Origin of the sequence: Mycolicibacillus koreensis, from assembly GCF_002104795.1 — a bacterium.
GTDB lineage: Bacteria > Actinomycetota > Actinomycetes > Mycobacteriales > Mycobacteriaceae > Mycobacterium > Mycobacterium koreense.
Window position 1 is genome coordinate 26,952 of sequence record NZ_NCXO01000024.1, and the last position, 17,893, is coordinate 44,844.

Genomic DNA, 17,893 nt, shown 5'->3' on the forward strand with positions numbered 1-17,893 from the left:
GCCGGCGCGGGCGGTGAGATACTGCGACCATGTCGGCAAAGCTCAGCAGCCCCGCGTCGGCGCACGGCGACACCGCGCCCCGACGCGGCCCGACGCCATGAAGCTCGGCCACGTCGCGGAGTCCTGGCTGGCCGCCAACGTCGACGAACTGGTGGCGTGGCGGCGCCATCTGCACCGCCACCCGGAGTTGAGCCGCCAGGAACACGCCACCACCGCGTTCATCGCCCAACGCTTGGCCGATGTCGGACTCAACCCCAAGATCCTGCCCACCGGAACCGGGTTGACCTGCGACTTCGGCCCCGAACACCGGACCCGCATCGCGTTGCGCGCCGACATCGACGCGTTACCGATGACCGAACAGACCGGCGCGCCGTACGCCTCGACGGTGCCCGGGGTGGCCCACTCCTGCGGGCACGACGCGCACACCGCGATCCTGATCGGCGTCGCCCAGGCGTTGGCGGCGGTGCCCGACCTGCCGGCGTCGGTGCGGTTGATCTTCCAGGCCGCCGAGGAACTGATGCCCGGCGGCGCGCTCGACGCGATCGCCGCCGGTGCGCTGGTCGGGGTGTCGAGGATCTTCGCGCTGCACTGCGATCCGCGGCTGCAGGCCGGGCTGGTCGCCACCACACCGGGGCCGATCACCTCCGCGGCCGACACCTTGGAGCTCATCGTGTCCTCGCCGGGCGGGCACACCTCGCGGCCGCACCTGACCGGGGATCTGGTCTACGCGCTGGGCACCTTGATCACCGGACTGCCCGGGGTGCTGTCGCGCCGGGTCGACCCGCGCGACAGCACGGTGATGGTCTGGGGCGCGGTCAACGCCGGTTCCGCCCCGAACGCGATCCCACAGACCGGGTCGCTGGCCGGCACCGTGCGCACCGCCGACCGGGACAGCTGGCTGCGCATGCAGGGTCTGGTCGAGCAGGCCGTGGACTCGCTGCTGGCACCGCTGAACGTCGAGCACACCCTGCACTACCGGCGCGGGGTGCCCCCGGTGGTCAACGAGGAGATCTCCACCCGCATCCTCAGCCACGCCATCGAGGCGGTCGGTCCGGACGTGCTCGCCGACACTCGCCAGTCCGGCGGCGGCGAGGACTTCTCCTGGTATCTCGAGCAGGTGCCCGGCGCGATGGCGCGCCTCGGGGTGTGGTCGGGGCACGGACCCCAGTTGGATCTGCACCAGCCGAACTTCGACCTCGACGAACGGGCGCTGGCCGTCGGGATGCGCACGATGGTCAACATCGTGGACCAGTCCAGCGTCTACTGACGGGCGGCGATCACCTCGTCGGCGACCGCTGCGGCCACCGCCATGATCGACATCTGCGGATTGACCTCCGGGCAACTCGGCAGGATCGAAGCATCGGCCACCCACACGCCGTCGACCCCGCGTAACCGGCCGGTGGCGTCCACCGGGCACCGCTGTGGGTCGCTGCCCGCCGCGGCGGTACCGGTCGGATGAAAAGCAGCCAGCCGCAAACTTTTCGGATCGGTCCGGCGCAGAACGTCACGCAATTCCGGCATCGAGCGGACGGTGGGGCCGGCGGGCAGACCGGTGATCACCTGCTCGGCGCCGGCAGCGAACAACAGTTGGCCCATGGCGTCCACGGCGGTCAGCAGTTTGGCGGCGTCGCCACGGTCGATGCTGTAGCGCAACACGGCCGCACCCGGCGTGCGCAGCACCCGGCCGACCCCCCGGTCGGCCACCATGGCGCCGAACGTAGCGACTCGCGGCGCCCGGTCGAGCCATTCCAATAGATCGCGGCCGTAACCCGGATAGGCCATCGCCCCCATCCCCGGTGGCGTGGAGGTGGCCTCGATCAACACCCCGTCCGAATCGTGCAGTTCGTGCACCGCAGCGCTTTGCAGGACCCCGCGCCAGGCGTAGACATCCTCGGGAAAATAGCCGGCCAGAACCGTGGCCGGATGTAGCGCCAGATTCCGGCCCAACCGGTGATGGCCGCCGAGCCCGCTGCGCCACAGCAACTTCGGAGTCTCGGTGGCCCCGGCGGCAACCACCACCGTGTCGGCCAGCACGTCGATGACGGTGCCGTCGGGGCGCGCGGCGCGCACTCCCCGCACCCGCGCGCCGTCGAGCAGCAGGCGATGCACCCGGGCGTCGGCGATGATGCGCGCCCCGGCGGCGCAAGCCTGCGGCAGCGCATTGAGGTGCACCCCGAATTTAGCGTTACGAGGGCAGCCGATCGCGCACTGGCAACAGCCTTGGCAGCCCGGCGCGTTGCGCGGAATCGGTGCCGCGCGCCAGCCCAGTTCCTCGGCAGCGTCGAGCATCAGTTGCCCATTGCGGCCCATGATCTCCAGCGGAACCGGAGCCACCGCCAGCAGCTCCTCGACATCGCGGAGGTGAACGGCCAGCGAGTCCGGGTCGGCCAGCCGCAGCCCGTACGTGTCGCGCCAGCGGCGCTGGACCGTCGACGGCGGTCGGTAGCAGGTTCCCGAGTTGACCACGGTGGTTCCGCCGACGGCCCGACCGATCGGCAGCACCACCGGTGGGCGGCCCAACGCGACGGTCGCCCCGCCACCGCGGTACAGGCCGGCGTACCGGTCGATCGGGTGGCGGGTGCGGAACTCCGCCACGGTCCAGCGGCGTCCTTCCTCCAAAACGACGGTGTCCATGCCGGCGCGCGCCAGGCTGCGAGCCGCCATCGCCCCGCCGGCTCCTGATCCCACGACCACGGCGTCGGCGGACACGATCGATCGGCTCTCCGCGGCGCAGAGAAGGTTCAATGCCGCGTCAGGGCGCGCCGGGTGATCGTCTTGTGCACGGCTCAACAGTTCATCGGCATAGCTGTCGGCACCGTTGGCCAGCAAGACGACGGCCTTGATCCCGTCAACAGCGCCACCGCTGTCGGCGGTGAGTCCCGCGATCCGGTTGAATAGCGCGGCACGGTCATCCGGCTTCAGCCGGGACAGCGAACGGCCGGTGCGAAGATAACTGGCGGTGGCCAGTGCCGCCAGCCCACCGCGTACCGCCCACCGCGAGGTTCTCGGGAGTTGGGCGACGTAGCGCTCGACCCGCTCGGCCAGCAGCGCCGGTGGCGGCCCGCCGTGTTCGGTCGGTAGCAGCGCGCTACCCACCGCTGCGGTGGTCCGGGTGGCCAGCCCGCTCACGACACCACCCGTAACGCGGCCCGACGTGGCCGACCCAGACGGCGGCCGAGTTTGACGAAGAGCGGGTAGGTCGCGAAGATCAGGCCCGCCGCGGCGTGCATCGGCGCGCCCCCGTCGGGATCGGTGTAACCCAGGCTCACGCAGCGATTCTCGGGTTGGTCGACGCGGATCAACACCGCGCTCCGTCCGATCCGGCCGGCCAGCTGCCAGTGCCGCACCCCGAGGGTGGTGCGAATCCGCAACGCGGGGAGCCCGAAGCGCGGCCAGTCCGCACCGTCGATACGGAATCGCACGAAGGCCGTGGGGGACAAGCGGCGGAGGCCGGGCAGGTGCGATACCGCGGTGACGACCTCCAGGACGTCGCCGTCGCCGAGGTCGGCGTGCAGCCATCCCCACCGTCGGGCGTTGCCGTGCCCGTAGATGTGCGAAACCGCGCCCCGCCAACCGTCGACGGGGTGGGTGGCACCGCCGACGGTGAGGGTGCCGCTGAACCGCGCGGTCGGGGCGAACACCACCTGGGCGCCGGGCAAAAGTTCGTGCTCCCAGGCGACGCGCGGAAACGTCCACAGCGGACGATCGTTGTCGGCCCAGGTCAGTGCCCAGCGCAGGGTCCCGGCGTGGCCGGTGATGTCGGCCGGTCCGACGTGGGCGCCGGGGATGGCGAACCACGTCGCTCCGGTGGCCGGTTCGGCGGGGTGCGGGCCGAAGCGTTCGGTGCGTGGGGGGCCGTCGGGTGGGAACCAGGTAGCCCAGCCGTGGCCGTAGGCGGCGCCGACGGTGGGCGCCACGGTCTCGGAGTGCACCCACAGCCCGGCGCCGGTCGCCGGGTCCGACAGTGTCGCGTACCAGACCTCCAAACGGTTCGGGGTGCCCTGCCAACGGGGCCTTGTCGCGGACGCCAGTTCGTTGTCCACCGACAGCCTCCCGCCGATCGCCGTCCGTCTATATCGGTTGAACTACTATATTGGTTGAACCAATGAACCAGTCAAGTCCTCTTGTGCCTCCCGAGCGGCACCGCGTCGATGAGCAGATCGCCGCGTCGATCGTCGACGCCGTCCTGGACGGAACCTTCCCGGCCGGGTCCGTCCTGCCGCCCGAACGCGACCTCGCCGCGCATCTCGGCGTCAACCGCACTTCGCTGCGGCAGGCGCTGGCCCGGCTACAGCAGATGGGGCTCATCGAGACCCGGCACGGCAGCGGCAACGTGGTCGCAGATCCCGCCACCCTCACCCACCCGGTGATCGTGGAGGGATTGATGCGCCGGCTCGGCCCGGACTTCCTGGTGGAAATGCTCGAGCTGCGGACCGCCTTCGGCGCTTTGATCGGCCGGCTCGCCGCCGAACGGGGACAACAGCCGATGCTCGAGCAGTTGCCCGCCGCATTGGCCGAGGTCAGTGTCGCGGGCAGTGCGGCGTTGCGGCAGGAAGCCGAACTTGGTTTCTTCGACGTCCTCATCCAAGCCACCGGCAACCGCGCCCTGGCCCTGTTGTATCGCTGGGTCCAGCAGGCCTTCGGCGGCCGAGAACACCAACTCACCGCCGCCTATCGGGACGGCGACGCCGTGGTCGCCGGGCTCACCAGGATCGTCGCCGCGGTGACGTCACACGATCCCGACGCGGCAGCCACGGCGGTCGAGCAGTATGCGCGGGACAGCGCGCTGCGCATGATCGCCGCCGCCCAGCGGCACGGCTGACCGGGATCGCCCGGCTACCCGGTGCCGGGGCCGATGTTGCGGGCGGGGCGGGTCCGCAGGTGGTGGACGTAGTCCTCGGGTGCCCCCGCGATCTCGGCGGCGTCGGCCATCACCCCCAGGTAGCGCGCCGACGGCAGCCCGCCCTCCCAGGCGTCGACCACATACAGCCAGGCCAGCACCGGCTCGGGGGCGACGTCGGCGGAGAACCCGGTGGCGCGGTCCACCCGGCACCGGATCTTTTTGTGGATGCCCAGCTCCGAGCCCTCCCACCGATCCAGGTTGGCCTCGTCGGAGGTGGTCATGTCGTAGAGCACGACGAAGACCCGCGACCCGGGGTCCTGGACGATGGTGGCCAGGGCTCCTTCCCAGCCGATGTCCTCCCCGCCGAAGGTCAGCCGCCAGCCGTGCAGCCAGCCGGTGCCGGCCATCGGCGAGTGCGGTGCGCGCTCCAGCATCTGATCTGGATGCATGTTCGACCCGTAGGCGGCATAGAGCGGCACAGCCAGATCTTAAACGGCCCGCAACTCCACCGCGGTGCCCCCGACCCCTCGGGCGGCGCAGCGGCCGGTCCACCCGGCCGGATAGGTTGGAGACCGTGACGACCCGCATTGTCATCATCGGTGGCGGCCCGGCCGGCTACGAAGCGGCCCTGGTGGCTGCGGCGCACGGTTCCGACGCGGTCGGGGTCACCGTCATCGACGCCGACGGGATCGGTGGGTCCTGCGTGCTGTGGGACTGCGTACCGTCGAAAACGTTCATCGCCTCCACCGGGGTGCGCACCGAACTGCGGCGCGCCCCCAATCTGGGCATCGGCATCGACATCGACAACGCCAAGATCTCGTTGGCCCAGATCCACAACCGGGTGAAGACCTTGGCCGCTGCGCAGTCGGCCGACATCACCGATCAGCTGGTCAAAGACGGCGTCGAGGTGATCGCCGGGCGCGGCGAGCTGATCGACCGCGCCCCCGGGCTGGCGCACCACCTGATCAAGGCCACCGCGACCGACGGCACCGAACGGGTGTTGGAGGCCGACGTCGTTCTCATCGCCACCGGCGGCACCCCGCGGATTCTGCCCGGCGCCGAACCCGACGGACGGCGCATCCTCACCTGGCGTCAGCTCTATGACCTGGACGCGCTGCCGGAGCATCTGGTCGTGGTCGGCTCCGGGGTGACCGGCGCGGAATTCGTGCACGCCTACACCGAACTGGGGGTCAAGGTCACGGTGGTCGCCAGCCGCGACCGGGTGCTGCCCCACGAGGACCACGACGCCGCCCTGGTACTGGAGGAATCCTTCGCCGAGCGCGGAGTCACGCTGATCAAACACGCCCGCGCCGAGTCGGTGACCCGCACCGACACCGGGGTTCTGGTGACGATGACCGACGGACGCACCGTGGCGGGCAGCCACGCGCTGATGACGGTCGGGTCGGTGCCCAACACCGCGGGCCTGGGCCTGGACCGGGTCGGGGTCGAGTTGACCCACGGCGGTTATCTGAAGGTCGATCGGGTCTCGCGCACCTCGGTGGCCGGCATCTACGCCGCCGGGGACTGCACCGGGCTGCTGCCGTTGGCGTCGGTGGCCGCGATGCAGGGCCGCATCGCGATGTACCACGCGCTGGGGGAGGGGGTCACCCCGATCCGGCTGCGCACGGTCGCCGCGGCGGTGTTCACCCGCCCCGAGATCGCCGCCGTCGGGGTGCCGCAGGCCGCGATCGACGACGGAACCGTGCCGGCACGCACCATCATGCTGCCGCTGCAAACCAACCCGCGCGCCAAGATGTCCCAGCTCAGGCGGGGTTTCGTCAAGGTGTTCTGCCGTCCCGCCACCGGTGTGGTGATCGGCGGGGTCGTCGTCGCCCCGATCGCCTCGGAGCTGATCTTGCCGATCGCGTTGGCGGTGCAGAACCGCATCACCGTCGCCGACCTGGCCCAGACCTTGTCGGTGTACCCGTCGCTGTCGGGGTCGATCACCGAGGCCGCCCGGCGGTTGATGACCCACGACGACCTGGACTGATCCTTGCGCCGGTGCGGGCGCCGAAGGTGTCGTCGCGGTGACGAAACGGCGGCGAAACCCACCCCGGATGCGCGCCGGGAGCGCGGCCTGCCTCACGAACGCCGCCGCGGCACGTAATCTGCAGGTGGAAATGTCTACCGGTGAGTAGCCAGGAGGAGCCGCACGGTGAGCGACCCCGCCAACGACCAAACCCTGCCGAACTCGATGTTGAGCCCCGACTACCGCGAGGCGGCCTTCCAGCGCCTGGGCAGCGAACAGTTCGATGTCGTCGTGATCGGCGGCGGCGTGGTCGGCGCCGGCTGCGCGCTGGATGCCGCCACCCGCGGGCTCAAGGTCGCCTTGGTGGAGGCCCGTGACTTCGCGGCCGGCACATCGAGCCGGTCGTCGAAGATGTTCCACGGGGGGCTGCGCTACCTCGAGCAGCTCGAATTCGGGTTGGTGCGCGAAGCGCTGCACGAGCGTGAACTGTCGTTGACCACGCTCGCCCCGCATCTGGTCAAGCCGTTGCCGTTCCTGTTCCCGCTGACCAAACGGTGGTGGGAACGGCCCTACATCGCCGCGGGCATCTTCCTCTACGACCAGTTGGGTGGGGCCAAATCGGTTCCGCCGCAACATCACCTGACCCGAGCCGGGGCGCTGCGACTGAGCCCGGGGCTCAAACGCAGTTCGTTGATCGGCGGGATCCGCTACTACGACACCGTGGTCGACGACGCCCGGCACACGATGACCGTGGCCCGCACGGCCGCTCACTACGGTGCGGTGGTGCGCACGTCGACCCAAGTGGTGTCGCTGCTGCGCGAGGGCGACCGAGTGACCGGGGTGGGGGTGCGTGACTCCGAAAACGGCGCCACCACCGAGGTTCACGGCCACGTCGTGGTCAACGCGACCGGGGTGTGGACCGACGAGATTCAGGCGTTGTCGCGCCAGCGCGGCCGGTTCCACGTGCGGGCCTCCAAGGGGGTGCACATCGTGGTGCCGCGGGACCGGATCGTGTCGGAGGCGGCGATCATCCTGCGCACCGAGAAGTCGGTGCTGTTCGTGATCCCCTGGGGCACCCACTGGATCATCGGCACCACCGACACCGACTGGAACCTGGATCTGGCTCACCCGGCGGCGACCAAGGCCGACATCGACTACATCCTGGCGCAGGTCAACACTGTGCTGGTCACCCCGTTGACCCACGACGACATCGACGGGGTGTATGCCGGTCTGCGGCCGCTGCTGGCCGGGGAGAGCGACGACACCTCCAAACTCTCCCGTGAGCACGCGGTGGCGGTGCCCGCCCCCGGTCTGGTCGCGATCGCCGGCGGCAAGTACACCACCTATCGGGTGATGGGTGCCGACGCTATCGACGCGGCCGCCGAGTACATTCCGGCGCGGGTGGCGCCCTCGATCACCGAGAAGGTTCCGCTGGTCGGCGCGGACGGCTACTTCGCTCTGGTCAACCAGGCCGAACATGTCGGTGCCGCACAGGGTTTGCATCCCTACCGGGTGCGCCATCTGCTCGACCGCTACGGCGCGCTCATCCGTGAGGTGCTCGACCTGGCCGCCGACGACCCGAGCCTGCTGGAACCCATCAGCGCAGCCCCGATCTACCTGAAGGTCGAGGCGGTGTACGCCGCAGCCGCCGAGGGGGCATTGCACCTCGAGGACATCTTGACCCGCCGGATGCGGATCTCGATCGAGTACCCGCACCGTGGTGTGGATTGTGCCCGTGAAGTGGCCGAGTTGGTGGCCCCGGTGCTGGGCTGGTCCGATAGTGACGCTGCGGCCGAGGTCGCCAGCTACATCGCCCGGGTGGAGGCCGAGGTGCTCTCCCAGACCCAACCCGACGATGCGTCAGCTGACGCGTTGCGGGTGTCAGCCCCGGAAGTGCGGGCCGAGATCCTCGAACCGGTGCCGCTGGAGTGAGCCGACGGCGTCGTGACGCTCCGCTGCCGGTGCGCGACGGTGTGGGTCCGGCGCGGTTGCGGGTGCGCGGCGGCCGGGTCGCCGCGGAACTGCACGCTCGTTTCGGGGACCGGGCGGCGGCGAAAGTCGCTGCCGGGGAAGTGGTTTGCGCCGACGGGGCCATCGTCGACGAGACAACCGAGTTGGCCGCCGGCGCCGTGGTGTTCCTCTACCGGGACCTGCCCGAGGAGACCCCGGTGCCGTTTGCGCTACCGGTGCTGCACCGCGACCGGGACCTGGTAGTCGTCGACAAACCCCATTTTTTGGCGACCATGCCGCGCGGTCGCCACGTCACCCAGACCGCGCTGGTTCGGTTGCGCCGCAGCCTCGAGTTGCCGGAGTTGGCGCCGGCGCACCGGCTCGACCGGCTCACCGCCGGGGTCTTGGTGTTCACCACCCGACGAGAGGTCCGCGGCGCCTACCAGATGCTGTTCGCCCGTGGTCGGGTGCGCAAAACCTACCTGGCGCACTCCGCGGGCACCCCGACCCGAGCGCTGCCCACGGTGCTGCGCAGTCGGATCGTCAAGCGCCGCGGCCACCTGCAGGCCGTCGAGGAGCACGGCGAACCCAACGCCGAAACCCGGGTGCAGGCGCTGGGAGAAGGCCGCTACCGGCTGCAGCCGATCACCGGCCGCACCCACCAGCTGCGGGTCCATCTGAGTTCCATCGGGGTGCCGATCACCGGGGACCCGCTGTATCCGGAGATCCTCGAGGTGGCCGCCGACGACTTCACCACCCCGCTGCAGCTTCTCGCCCGCACCGTGGAGTTCGACGACCCGCTCTCCGGACAGCGCCGCCGGTTCGTCAGCGAACGGACCCTCGCCGGGCCCACACCATGAGTGTCGCCTGCCGAACGCGGCTCCGCCGAGCGTCTCCGCCGCGCAGATCACCGCTGACAGTGCGAGCACCAGAAGAGGACCCGATCCCCGCCGTCGGCGGACTCGATGAGGGTTCCGCAGCGGCGGCAGGGCAGGCCGGCCCGGCCGTACACCCACAGCCGTTCACCGCGGCGGGTGTCGCCGGTGGTGCAGCGCGACCATCGGGTCCGGTTGGCCCACAACAGGCGGCGGGCCTGCGACACCAGCCGCAGCGGATCGGTTTCGTGTGAGACCGGCGCCGAGGGACTAATACCGCGCAGAAAGCACAGTTCGTTGCTGTAGACGTTGCCGATGCCGGCCATCACCGTCTGATCGAGCAGGGCCTGCGACAGCGGCCGCATCGGGTCGGCGACAAGGTTCGCCGCGGCCACCTGCGGATCCCAATCGTCGCCGAGCAGATCCGGACCCAAATGTGACACCGCAGCGAGATCGGTGCTGCGGTCGAGGATCTCCAGCAGCCCCAGATCCACGCCGACGGCGTGAACATCGCCCGCAGACAAGATGATCCGCACTCGATGATCGGTGCGCGGCGCGCGCGTGGTCACCCGCCAGCTGCCCTCCATCTTCAGGTGTGCGTGCACACTGGCCTGCCCGGCCCGCACGAACAGGTGCTTGCCGCGGCTGAGCACCTCGTCGACGACCCGTCCGGTCAAATCGACGGTGGCGAAACGCGGCACCCGGATGTCGCAGCCGGTCAGCATCCGGCCGGCCAACCCCTCACGCAGCACAGCCGCGGTGTGCCAAACGGTGTCGCCTTCGGGCATGACCGCCCAGTCTAGGCTTCCCGCACTCACCTGGCGGCTCACCGTCGACAACGCGCAACCGGCCGCCGATCGGCGTTGCCCACCCGCGGATCGACCCGCCGGCGCCCTTGACGCGGCGCCGGCGGAGGTCGAGTCTGGAAGGACGGGGTCAGCATGCGATGCCAGCGTCAGCGTTTTCTCGGCGACCACCTCGGTCGTACGGTGCGGCGAGGCTCGCGCCTCGACAGCCCCTACCCCCCATCCCGTCAACAGGATGGTCGTGGCGAACCACACTCGGTTGGACAAAGGGAGTCGTCATGGGCAGCACGTTTCACGATCCCATCGACCACGCACGAACGACGCGGGAATTCGCCGGTGAATCCCTCACCGACGTTCTCAACTGGCCCGGCTACGCACTGGTGGCGATCGGGTTGGTGGCATTCGCCGGATCGTTGACGGCGTTCGCCACCGCGCACCCCGGCCAGGGCCTGACGGCGGGCATCGTCGGGTTCGCGTTCTTGGCGGTGGGACTGACCTGGGTGATCATCGAACACCGGCGGGTCCGCCGCATCGCGGAGCGGTGGTACGCCGGTCATCCGGATGCCCACCGGTGGCCGCCCGCCGGTTAACCACGCCCGCAGATCGCCGGAGACAGGCCGTACGCTCAGCGCCGACACCGCAGGCCACGCGGCGTGCGTGAGAACCCGGCGTCGCGCAGCGCAGCCGCCAGCGCCGTATCCCGCGGACCGAGCACCGGCGCGGAATCCACCCGCTCCACCAGCAGCCCGTCGACGCGGCCGGCCGCGACCGCCTCGGCCAATGCCGTGGCGGCGCTGTGCAGCGCCTGGTCGTCGTCGCTGAACGTGAGCATCGACCGGCCGCCGCGTTCGACGAACAGCACCAGGTCGCCGTCGACCAGCACCACCAGGGCCCCGGCCTTGCGGCCGGGCCGCGCCCCGGCACCGGGCCCGCCGTCGGATCCGGCCCGGCTCGGCCAGGGCAGTGCCGCCCCATACGGATTGGCCGGATCGGCGGCGGCGAGCAGCACCGCAGCGTAGGGACGTCGCTGCGGGTCGGGGTCGTCGAGATAGGCGCGCAGCCGGTCCACGGTGGCGGCGGCCGCGAACTGTGCCGCCCCGAGCGACTCGACGAAGTAACCGCGCTGGCAGCGGCCCGCATCCTCAAAGCCGGACAGGACGCGGTAGAGCATCGCGAAACCGCCCGGCACCGCCTCGGCCGCCACCGACCCCTTGGTGAGCACGCCGTAGCGGTGCAACAACACCTCGGCGCGGTGATGGGCCCGCCGGGTCGGGTCTGGATCCGGTGCCGGCAGAGCCGACCACCGGCCGGCCACCGTGGCGTCCACGGCGCGGGGTGCCGGGGTCGTCACGCTGTAGCGGGACAGGCGGGGCGGTCGGCGCGGCTGACGATGCGCTGTCGAGGCACGTTGAGTGCCCGCGCCTGCGAGCACGGCCCGGATCGGGGCGAACGTATCGCCGGTCACCCAACCGGACCAGATCAGCTCCCACAGTGCGTCTTTGAGGGCGCGTTCGGGGATCGGCCCGCCGGCGAGCTGACGGAAGAAGTACGCCCCGCCGCCGGCCAGGGCGTCCAGCACCGCGCGGTGCGCGTCGGTGAAATCCAGGGCGGTCGGCTCCGCCACCGTCAACGGCGCGGTATCGGCGGTGTGGAACACGATCCAGCCGTCGGTGGGCGGTGTCCCCCCGGCGATCGGGCCGGCCCCCGACCACAGCACCTCCCCGGTGGCCAGCACCTCGTCGAGCAGGGCGGGGGAGTAGTCGGTGACGCGCTGGCCCAGCACCAACGGCTCGATCGCCGAGGCCGGGATCGGCACCCCCGCCAGTTGGGTGAGCACCCCGATCAGCGCCTCCGCCCCGCCGCCGTCGTTGGCCCGGAGCTGCTGCCAGGCCGGCAGGAACCGGGCGTAGGCGCTGGTGGTGACCGGTTCGACCTGGGCGCGCAGCGCCGCCAGGGAGCGTCGCCGCAGGATCCGCAGCACCTCGGCGTCACACCACTGGTCACCACCGGCGACCGTGGTGGGCGATTCGATGAACTCGCCACGCACCAAACGGCCGTCACCGGCCAGCCGGCCCAACACGTCGGCGGCCACCCGCAGCCCCAACCCGAACCGATCGGCCGCCTGCGCGGTGGTGAACGGCCCGCGGGTCCGGGCGAACCGTCCCAGCAACTCGCCGAGCGGGTCGGCCACCGGTTCGGCGAAGCCGGACGGCACCCCGACCGGCACGGCCACCCCGACGCCGTCACGCAGCCGGCCGATGTCCTCGATCACCGTCCACCACTGCCGGCCGGCGTAGGACACCGCCAGCACCCGTTTGGTCGCGGCCAGCCTGTCGAGCCAAGCGGTCACGTCGCCACCGGCCGAGCGCTCGACGATCTCGGCGGTGGTCAACGGGCCGAGCAGGCGCAGCAGGTCGACGACGGCTTCGGCGTCACGGGCGGCGCGCTGTTCGGTCAGGTGCTGTAGTTGCCGGTCGACGGTGGCCACGACGTCGGCATCGAGCAACTCGCGCAACTCCACCCGCCCCAACAGCTCGGCCAGTAGTGTCGGATCCAGCGTCAGCGCGGCAGCGCGCCGCTCTGCCAGTGGAGTGTCACCCTCGTAGATGAATGCGCCCACGTAACCGAAGAGCAAGGACGCGGCGAACGGTGACGGCGTGGCGGTGAGCACCTCGGTGATCCGCACCCGCCGTTGACCGATCGCCGCCATCAACGCCGTCAACGCGGGAACGTCGTAGACGTCCTGCAGCGACTCGCGGACCGCTTCGAGGACGATGGGGAAATCCGGGTAGTTGCGGGCCACGTCGAGCAGTTGCGCGGCGCGTTGACGCTGCTGCCACAGCGGCGATCGCCGACCGGGCTGACGCCGTGGCAGCAGCAGGGCTCGCGCGGCGCATTCGCGGAACCGGGAGGCGAACAGCGCCGATCCGCCGACCTCGGCGGTGACCAGCGGTTCGACCTCGTCAGCGTCGAAGACGAACAGTTCCGCGCCGGGCACCGCGTCCGCACCCCCGTGCTCGTCGAGGGTGTCGGGCACATGCACCACGACGCCGTCGTCGGAGGCGGTGGGTTTCTCGTCGAGGCCGTACCGTTCGCGCAGTCGGCGCCCCACCGCCAAGGCGAGCGGGCCGTGCACCCGCAGCCCATACGGTGAGTGCAACACCACCCGCCAGTCGCCGAGTTCGTCACGGAACCGCTCCACCACCAACGTGGTGTCGGTGGGGACCACCCCCGTGGCGCTGCGCTGATCCTCGAGGAGACGCCAGAGGTTCTCCCGCGCGTATTCGTCCAAACCCAGTTGCGAACAACGGCTTTCGAAATCAGAACGTGCAAGTGTCGACAGCTCGGCGGTGAACCGGCCCAATGCCATGCCGAGTTCGGCGGGCCGGCCGGCATTGTCGCCACGCCAAAACGGCAGCCGGCCGGGCTGACCCGGAGCGGGGACAACCAGCACCCGGTCGTGGGTGATCTCGGTGATCCGCCAGCTCGTCGCGCCCAGCGCAATCACATCGCCCGGGCGTGACTCGTAGACCATCTCTTCATCGAGTTCCCCGACCCGGGACGGTTTGTCGGCGTCACTGGCCAAAAACACCGCGAACTGCCCGCGATCGGGGATGGAACCACCGGAGGTTACCGCCAACCGTTGGGCGCCTTTGCGTCCCGTCACCGTCCCGGTGTCACGGTCATAGATCACGCGTGGTCGCAACTCGGCGAAATTGGTGGACGGATACTTTCCCGACAGCAGATCCAGGGTTGCCTCGAAGGCGCTGCGCGGCAAGGTGGCGAACGGCGCGGCGCGCCGAACCGTGTCGAACCAGGTGTCGGCGTCGAGGGGGTCCAGCGCTGCGGCGGCCACCGTGTGCTGCGCCAGGATGTCCAGCGGGTTGCGGGGAACCTGCAGGGTCTCGATCTCACCGGTGCGCATGCGTTCGGCGACCACCGCGCATCCGATCAGATCGGTGCGGTGCTTCGGGATGAGCACCCCCGCCGACACCTCACCGACCTGGTGGCCGGCCCGGCCGATGCGCTGGAGGCCGCTGGCCACCGACGGCGGTGCCTCGATCTGGATGACCAGGTCCACCGCACCCATGTCGATGCCGAGTTCGAGGCTGGAGGTGGCGACCACCGCGGCCAGACGGCCGGCCTTGAGGTCGTCCTCGACGGCGGCGCGGGCCTCTTTGCTCACCGACCCGTGATGGGCGCGCGCCAGGATCGGTGGCGCGCCGTGACTTTGGCCGCTGCCCATCAACTGGGCCGGCGCGCCGCCGGCCACCCGCGGATTGGCCGCCCGATCCGGCGGGTCCAGGTCGAAGCCGGCGCGTTCGGCGTGGATCTCGTTGATGCGGGCGGTGAGCCGCTCGGCCAGGCGGCGTGAGTTGGCGAACACGATCGTCGACCGGTGCGCCTCGATCAGATCGACGACACGGGCCTCCACCTCCGGCCAGACGGTGTTGGCGGCCGGGCTCGCCATATCCGGCACCGGCACCTGGACGCTGAGAGCGAAGGTCTTGGACGTCGGTGGCGCGACGATCCGCGCCGGCGCCGCCCCGCAGAGAAACCGTGCCACCTCCTCGGCGGGCCGCACGGTCGCCGACAGCCCGATGCGCTGAGCCGGGCGCTCCAGCAGCGCGTCGAGACGCTCCAGCGACAAGGCCAGGTGGCTGCCGCGCTTGGTGCCGGCCACGGCATGCACCTCGTCGACGATCACGGTCTGCACCCCGGTCAAGGTGGTGCGCGCCGCGGAGGTCAGCATCAAAAACAGCGACTCCGGAGTGGTGATCAGAATGTCGGGCGGGCTGGTCAGCATCTGGCGCCGCCGCGCCGGCGGGGTGTCCCCGGAGCGCACCCCGACACTGATCGTCGGGGCGGGCCGGCCGCGGCGTTCGGCGATGCGGGCCATCCCGGCCAGGGGGGTGCGCAGGTTGCGTTCGACGTCGACCGCCAGCGCTTTCAGCGGCGAGATGTAGAGCACCCGGGTGCCGGAACCGGCGGGTGCGTGGGCCAGGCGGTCCAATGCCCACAGGAAAGCCGCGAGGGTCTTGCCGGATCCGGTCGGGGCGATCACCAACGCGTGATGGCCCTCGCCGATCGCCGCCCACGCCTGCTGCTGCGCTTCGGTGGGGCCGGCGAACGTGCCCGCGAACCACTCGCGGGTCAGTTCACCGAACCGCCCCAGCGCGTCACGACGGTCACCGGCCACCTCGCCATCGTGCCAATCCGGGCCGACACGCGCAGCCACCGAGGGCCCGCCGGCGACGGTGGCGAGGTGGGTTTCGGGCCCGGTCGGCGGGGGTAGCCGAAGCAAACCGCTGCATATCGTGCCGTCGATGGGAGGCAGGCTCATGACCGTGTCGACCAGCGAAACCGACCCGGACCGGCAGACCGAGCCGCGCAGCCGCTTCCCGCGCTGGCTCAACTGGGTGTTGGCGTTGCTGACCGTCCCGGCTGCGGGACTGGTGGTCATTGTGGCCACCGGCGCGGTGATGAGCGTCGCCGCGTGCAGTACCGTGCAGTGCCCGGATCTGGGCCTGAGCGGCCTGCTGTTCAACGTGATGTTTTACGGGGCGCCGGCGGTGGCGGTGGTGACGATCCTGGCCACGTTCTTCACCGCGGCGAAACGCTGGGGGATCGTGGTGCCGCTGATCGGGTGGGCGCTGCTGCTGGCCGACGTCGTGGCGTTGACCGTCGCGTTCAACACCTGAGCACCGCCTCCGCGTTGGCACCCGCCGATCGTCGGCAGTCCGCCTCGGCACCCGCCGATCGTCGGCAACAAATCACACCGCGTCGTCGCGTAACGGGTTTGCCATCGCGCAGCGATGGGTATGTAGCCGATGTCCGGCCCGCTCAGGTCGGTCGGGCGGGGTCGGCTGCACAGCCGGCGGAAGGGAGCCTCATGCGTGGGATTCTCGGCGTGGTCGTCGTGGTGTGGCTGTTGGTCGGTGTGCTTGCCAGTTGGCAGCGCGGGTATCTGCAGAATGCTCAGACCAATTGCGCCACAGCGGGAACGATCGCCGTGACGATCGTCTCCGGACCGTTGAACTACTTCGGGGTCAACCCGAAGGTCACCGATTGTCGGCTGCCGGAACCGAGCGCGATGGCGACGGTCCGACACCTGTCCCCCCAAGAAATGGAGTGGTCATGATTGTCCTCGGCATCATCCTGTTGGTTCTCGGCTACGTACTCACCATCCCGGCGCTGTGGACGATCGGGATCATCCTGGTGGTCATCGGTGCGGTCCTGTGGCTGCTCGGAGCGCTCGGCCGGCCCGTCGGCGGCCGCCGGTATTGGTTTTGACCCGGGTTTCACCGGTGATCGCGCGCCGCGGGAAGTGTACCGGCGGCGCGCGCTGCTGCTGCTTGACCGCGACCGGTGCCTGCGCGGACGGAATTGACGCCACCGTCGGCACCGGAACTGCTCGAGTCGGTCACGTCGAGTCGTCAAAAAACATAGCGGGAGCGTTCTGGGGCCGATAGCCTCGAGGAATCCACTTCGTTTCACAACGGGTCGTTTAGCAACGGCCTGAGGGGGGCATTGTTTTCGGCATGAATGCACGTCACCGCGCCCGTTCGCTTGCCCGCTTCCTGGCCCCGGCCGTCGCCGCCGCCGGGTGCCTCGGAACCTTGGCCACCGGGGTGGCCGTCGCGCCGCCCGCGAGCGCTGAACCCTGTCCTGATGTCGAGGTCGTGTTCGCCCGTGGCACCGGTGAGCAGCCCGGCGTCGGACCGACCGGCCAGGCGTTCGTCGACGCGATGCGTTCGCGGGTGGGGGACCGGTCGATGGACGTCTATGCGGTCAACTACCCGGCGACCGACCAGTGGGCCACCGGTGTCGACGGCATCCGTGACGCCGGGGCGCACGTCGTCGATACGGCGAACAACTGCCCGAACACCCGGATGGTGCTGGGGGGTTACTCGCAGGGGGCGGCGGTGATGGGATTCGTCACCTCCGCGGAAGTTCCCGCCGGGGTCGATCCGGCCACCGTACCCAAGCCGCTGGATCCGGCGGTCGCGGAGAATGTCGACGCGGTGGTGCTCTACGCGATGCCGAATGTGCGCGCGATGAACTTCCTCAACGAGCCACCGGTGGCGATCGGGCCGCTGTATCAGGACAAGACTCTGAAGTTGTGCGTGCCCGAGGACGCGGTGTGTTCCCTGGGCCTGGACATGGCCGCGCACAACAGCTACGCCAACAACGCTGCGGTGATCAACCAGGGGGCTGATTTCGCCATCGCTCGGCTCAACGGGGTACCGGTGCCGCCGGCACCCAACCAGCCGGCGATCGCAGCCCCCAACTTCGGCAACTGAGCCCGCACACGCGACGCGGTCGCGCCCGGCGCACGGGGCCACGACCTCGGTAGCGGTGCCACCGAGGTCGTCGTGCTCTGCCCTCCTTCGTGCTCTGCCCTCCTTCGTGCCCTGACGCTGCCGTCCCTCCATCGTTTGTGGCCGTG

The 17,893-nt window shown here is 70.4% G+C and carries 15 protein-coding genes; 10 read left to right on the top strand and 5 right to left on the bottom strand.

All coding sequences use genetic code 11. The features are described from left to right. The first annotated feature begins 97 nt into the window (after positions 1–97). Entirely contained in the window at positions 98–1,267 is a 1,170-nt protein-coding gene (locus B8W67_RS11650; protein ID WP_085304101.1) for a M20 family metallopeptidase, read from the top strand. Here B8W67_RS11650 and B8W67_RS11655 read toward each other — a convergent pair. Next, positions 1,261–3,129: a GMC family oxidoreductase N-terminal domain-containing protein gene (locus B8W67_RS11655; protein ID WP_069391153.1), complete on the bottom strand. Its 1,869-nt coding sequence runs from the start codon at positions 3,127–3,129 to the stop codon at positions 1,261–1,263. The genes B8W67_RS11650 and B8W67_RS11655 overlap by 7 nt on opposite strands. Next, on the bottom strand, positions 3,126–4,043 hold the full coding sequence (locus B8W67_RS11660; protein WP_234806729.1) for a tocopherol cyclase family protein: 918 nt from the start codon (positions 4,041–4,043) through the stop codon (positions 3,126–3,128). Before B8W67_RS11660 ends, B8W67_RS11655 begins: the two co-directional genes overlap by 4 nt. Positions 4,044–4,105: 62 nt before the next feature. Between B8W67_RS11660 and B8W67_RS11665 the strand changes: the two genes are divergently transcribed. Continuing rightward, the gene (locus B8W67_RS11665; protein ID WP_085304103.1) at positions 4,106–4,822 is read left to right on the top strand and encodes a FadR/GntR family transcriptional regulator; all 717 of its coding nucleotides are present in this window, start codon (positions 4,106–4,108) and stop codon (positions 4,820–4,822) included. Positions 4,823–4,836: 14 nt separating this feature from the next. Here the strand turns inward: B8W67_RS11665 and B8W67_RS11670 are convergent, their stop codons facing one another. Continuing rightward, positions 4,837–5,322: a gamma-glutamylcyclotransferase family protein gene (locus tag B8W67_RS11670; RefSeq protein WP_069391155.1), complete on the bottom strand. Its 486-nt coding sequence runs from the start codon at positions 5,320–5,322 to the stop codon at positions 4,837–4,839. A 95-nt stretch (positions 5,323–5,417) separates the two neighbouring features. Between B8W67_RS11670 and B8W67_RS11675 the strand changes: the two genes are divergently transcribed. From B8W67_RS11675 to B8W67_RS11685, 3 genes are all read left to right on the top strand, one after another. Next, positions 5,418–6,833 carry an NAD(P)H-quinone dehydrogenase gene (locus B8W67_RS11675; protein WP_085304128.1) on the top strand — a complete coding sequence of 472 codons (1,416 nt, stop codon included), beginning with the start codon at positions 5,418–5,420 and terminating at the stop codon, positions 6,831–6,833. Between the two features lie 204 nt (positions 6,834–7,037). Further along, positions 7,038–8,744 (top strand): glycerol-3-phosphate dehydrogenase/oxidase, encoded by a 1,707-nt coding sequence (locus tag B8W67_RS11680; protein ID WP_084228538.1) that lies wholly within the window; start codon positions 7,038–7,040, stop codon positions 8,742–8,744. Continuing rightward, positions 8,741–9,622 carry a pseudouridine synthase gene (locus tag B8W67_RS11685; protein ID WP_085304105.1) on the top strand — a complete coding sequence of 294 codons (882 nt, stop codon included), beginning with the start codon at positions 8,741–8,743 and terminating at the stop codon, positions 9,620–9,622. Before B8W67_RS11680 ends, B8W67_RS11685 begins: the two co-directional genes overlap by 4 nt. A gap of 47 nt (positions 9,623–9,669) precedes the next feature. Here the strand turns inward: B8W67_RS11685 and nei2 are convergent, their stop codons facing one another. Beyond that, the gene (gene nei2 / locus B8W67_RS11690) at positions 9,670–10,425 is read right to left on the bottom strand and encodes an endonuclease VIII Nei2 (RefSeq protein ID WP_085304107.1); all 756 of its coding nucleotides are present in this window, start codon (positions 10,423–10,425) and stop codon (positions 9,670–9,672) included. Between the two features lie 296 nt (positions 10,426–10,721). Between nei2 and usfY the strand changes: the two genes are divergently transcribed. Further along, the gene (gene usfY / locus B8W67_RS11695; RefSeq protein ID WP_085304109.1) at positions 10,722–11,033 is read left to right on the top strand and encodes a protein UsfY; all 312 of its coding nucleotides are present in this window, start codon (positions 10,722–10,724) and stop codon (positions 11,031–11,033) included. 35 nt (positions 11,034–11,068) lie between these two features. Here usfY and B8W67_RS11700 read toward each other — a convergent pair whose 3' ends face one another. Next, the gene (locus B8W67_RS11700) at positions 11,069–15,643 is read right to left on the bottom strand and encodes an ATP-dependent helicase (protein ID WP_234806731.1); all 4,575 of its coding nucleotides are present in this window, start codon (positions 15,641–15,643) and stop codon (positions 11,069–11,071) included. Positions 15,644–15,770: 127 nt separating this feature from the next. Here B8W67_RS11700 and B8W67_RS11705 point away from each other — a divergent pair, with 127 nt between their 5' ends. The 4 genes from B8W67_RS11705 (at position 15,771) to B8W67_RS11715 (ending at position 17,747) form a co-directional block, all read left to right on the top strand. Continuing rightward, positions 15,771–16,145 carry a hypothetical protein gene (locus B8W67_RS11705; RefSeq protein WP_085304132.1) on the top strand — a complete coding sequence of 125 codons (375 nt, stop codon included), beginning with the start codon at positions 15,771–15,773 and terminating at the stop codon, positions 16,143–16,145. Positions 16,146–16,336: 191 nt separating this feature from the next. Continuing rightward, on the top strand, positions 16,337–16,585 hold the full coding sequence (locus tag B8W67_RS11710; protein ID WP_069391161.1) for a hypothetical protein: 249 nt from the start codon (positions 16,337–16,339) through the stop codon (positions 16,583–16,585). Next, a complete protein-coding gene (locus B8W67_RS20865) occupies positions 16,582–16,737 on the top strand; it encodes a DUF6131 family protein (protein WP_165607769.1) in 156 nt (51 codons plus the stop codon). The genes B8W67_RS11710 and B8W67_RS20865 overlap by 4 nt, the downstream gene beginning before the upstream one ends. 248 nt (positions 16,738–16,985) lie before the next feature. Next, positions 16,986–17,747, top strand: coding sequence for a cutinase family protein (locus tag B8W67_RS11715; protein ID WP_069391162.1), 762 nt, complete (start codon positions 16,986–16,988; stop codon positions 17,745–17,747). The last annotated feature ends 146 nt before the right edge of the window (positions 17,748–17,893 follow it).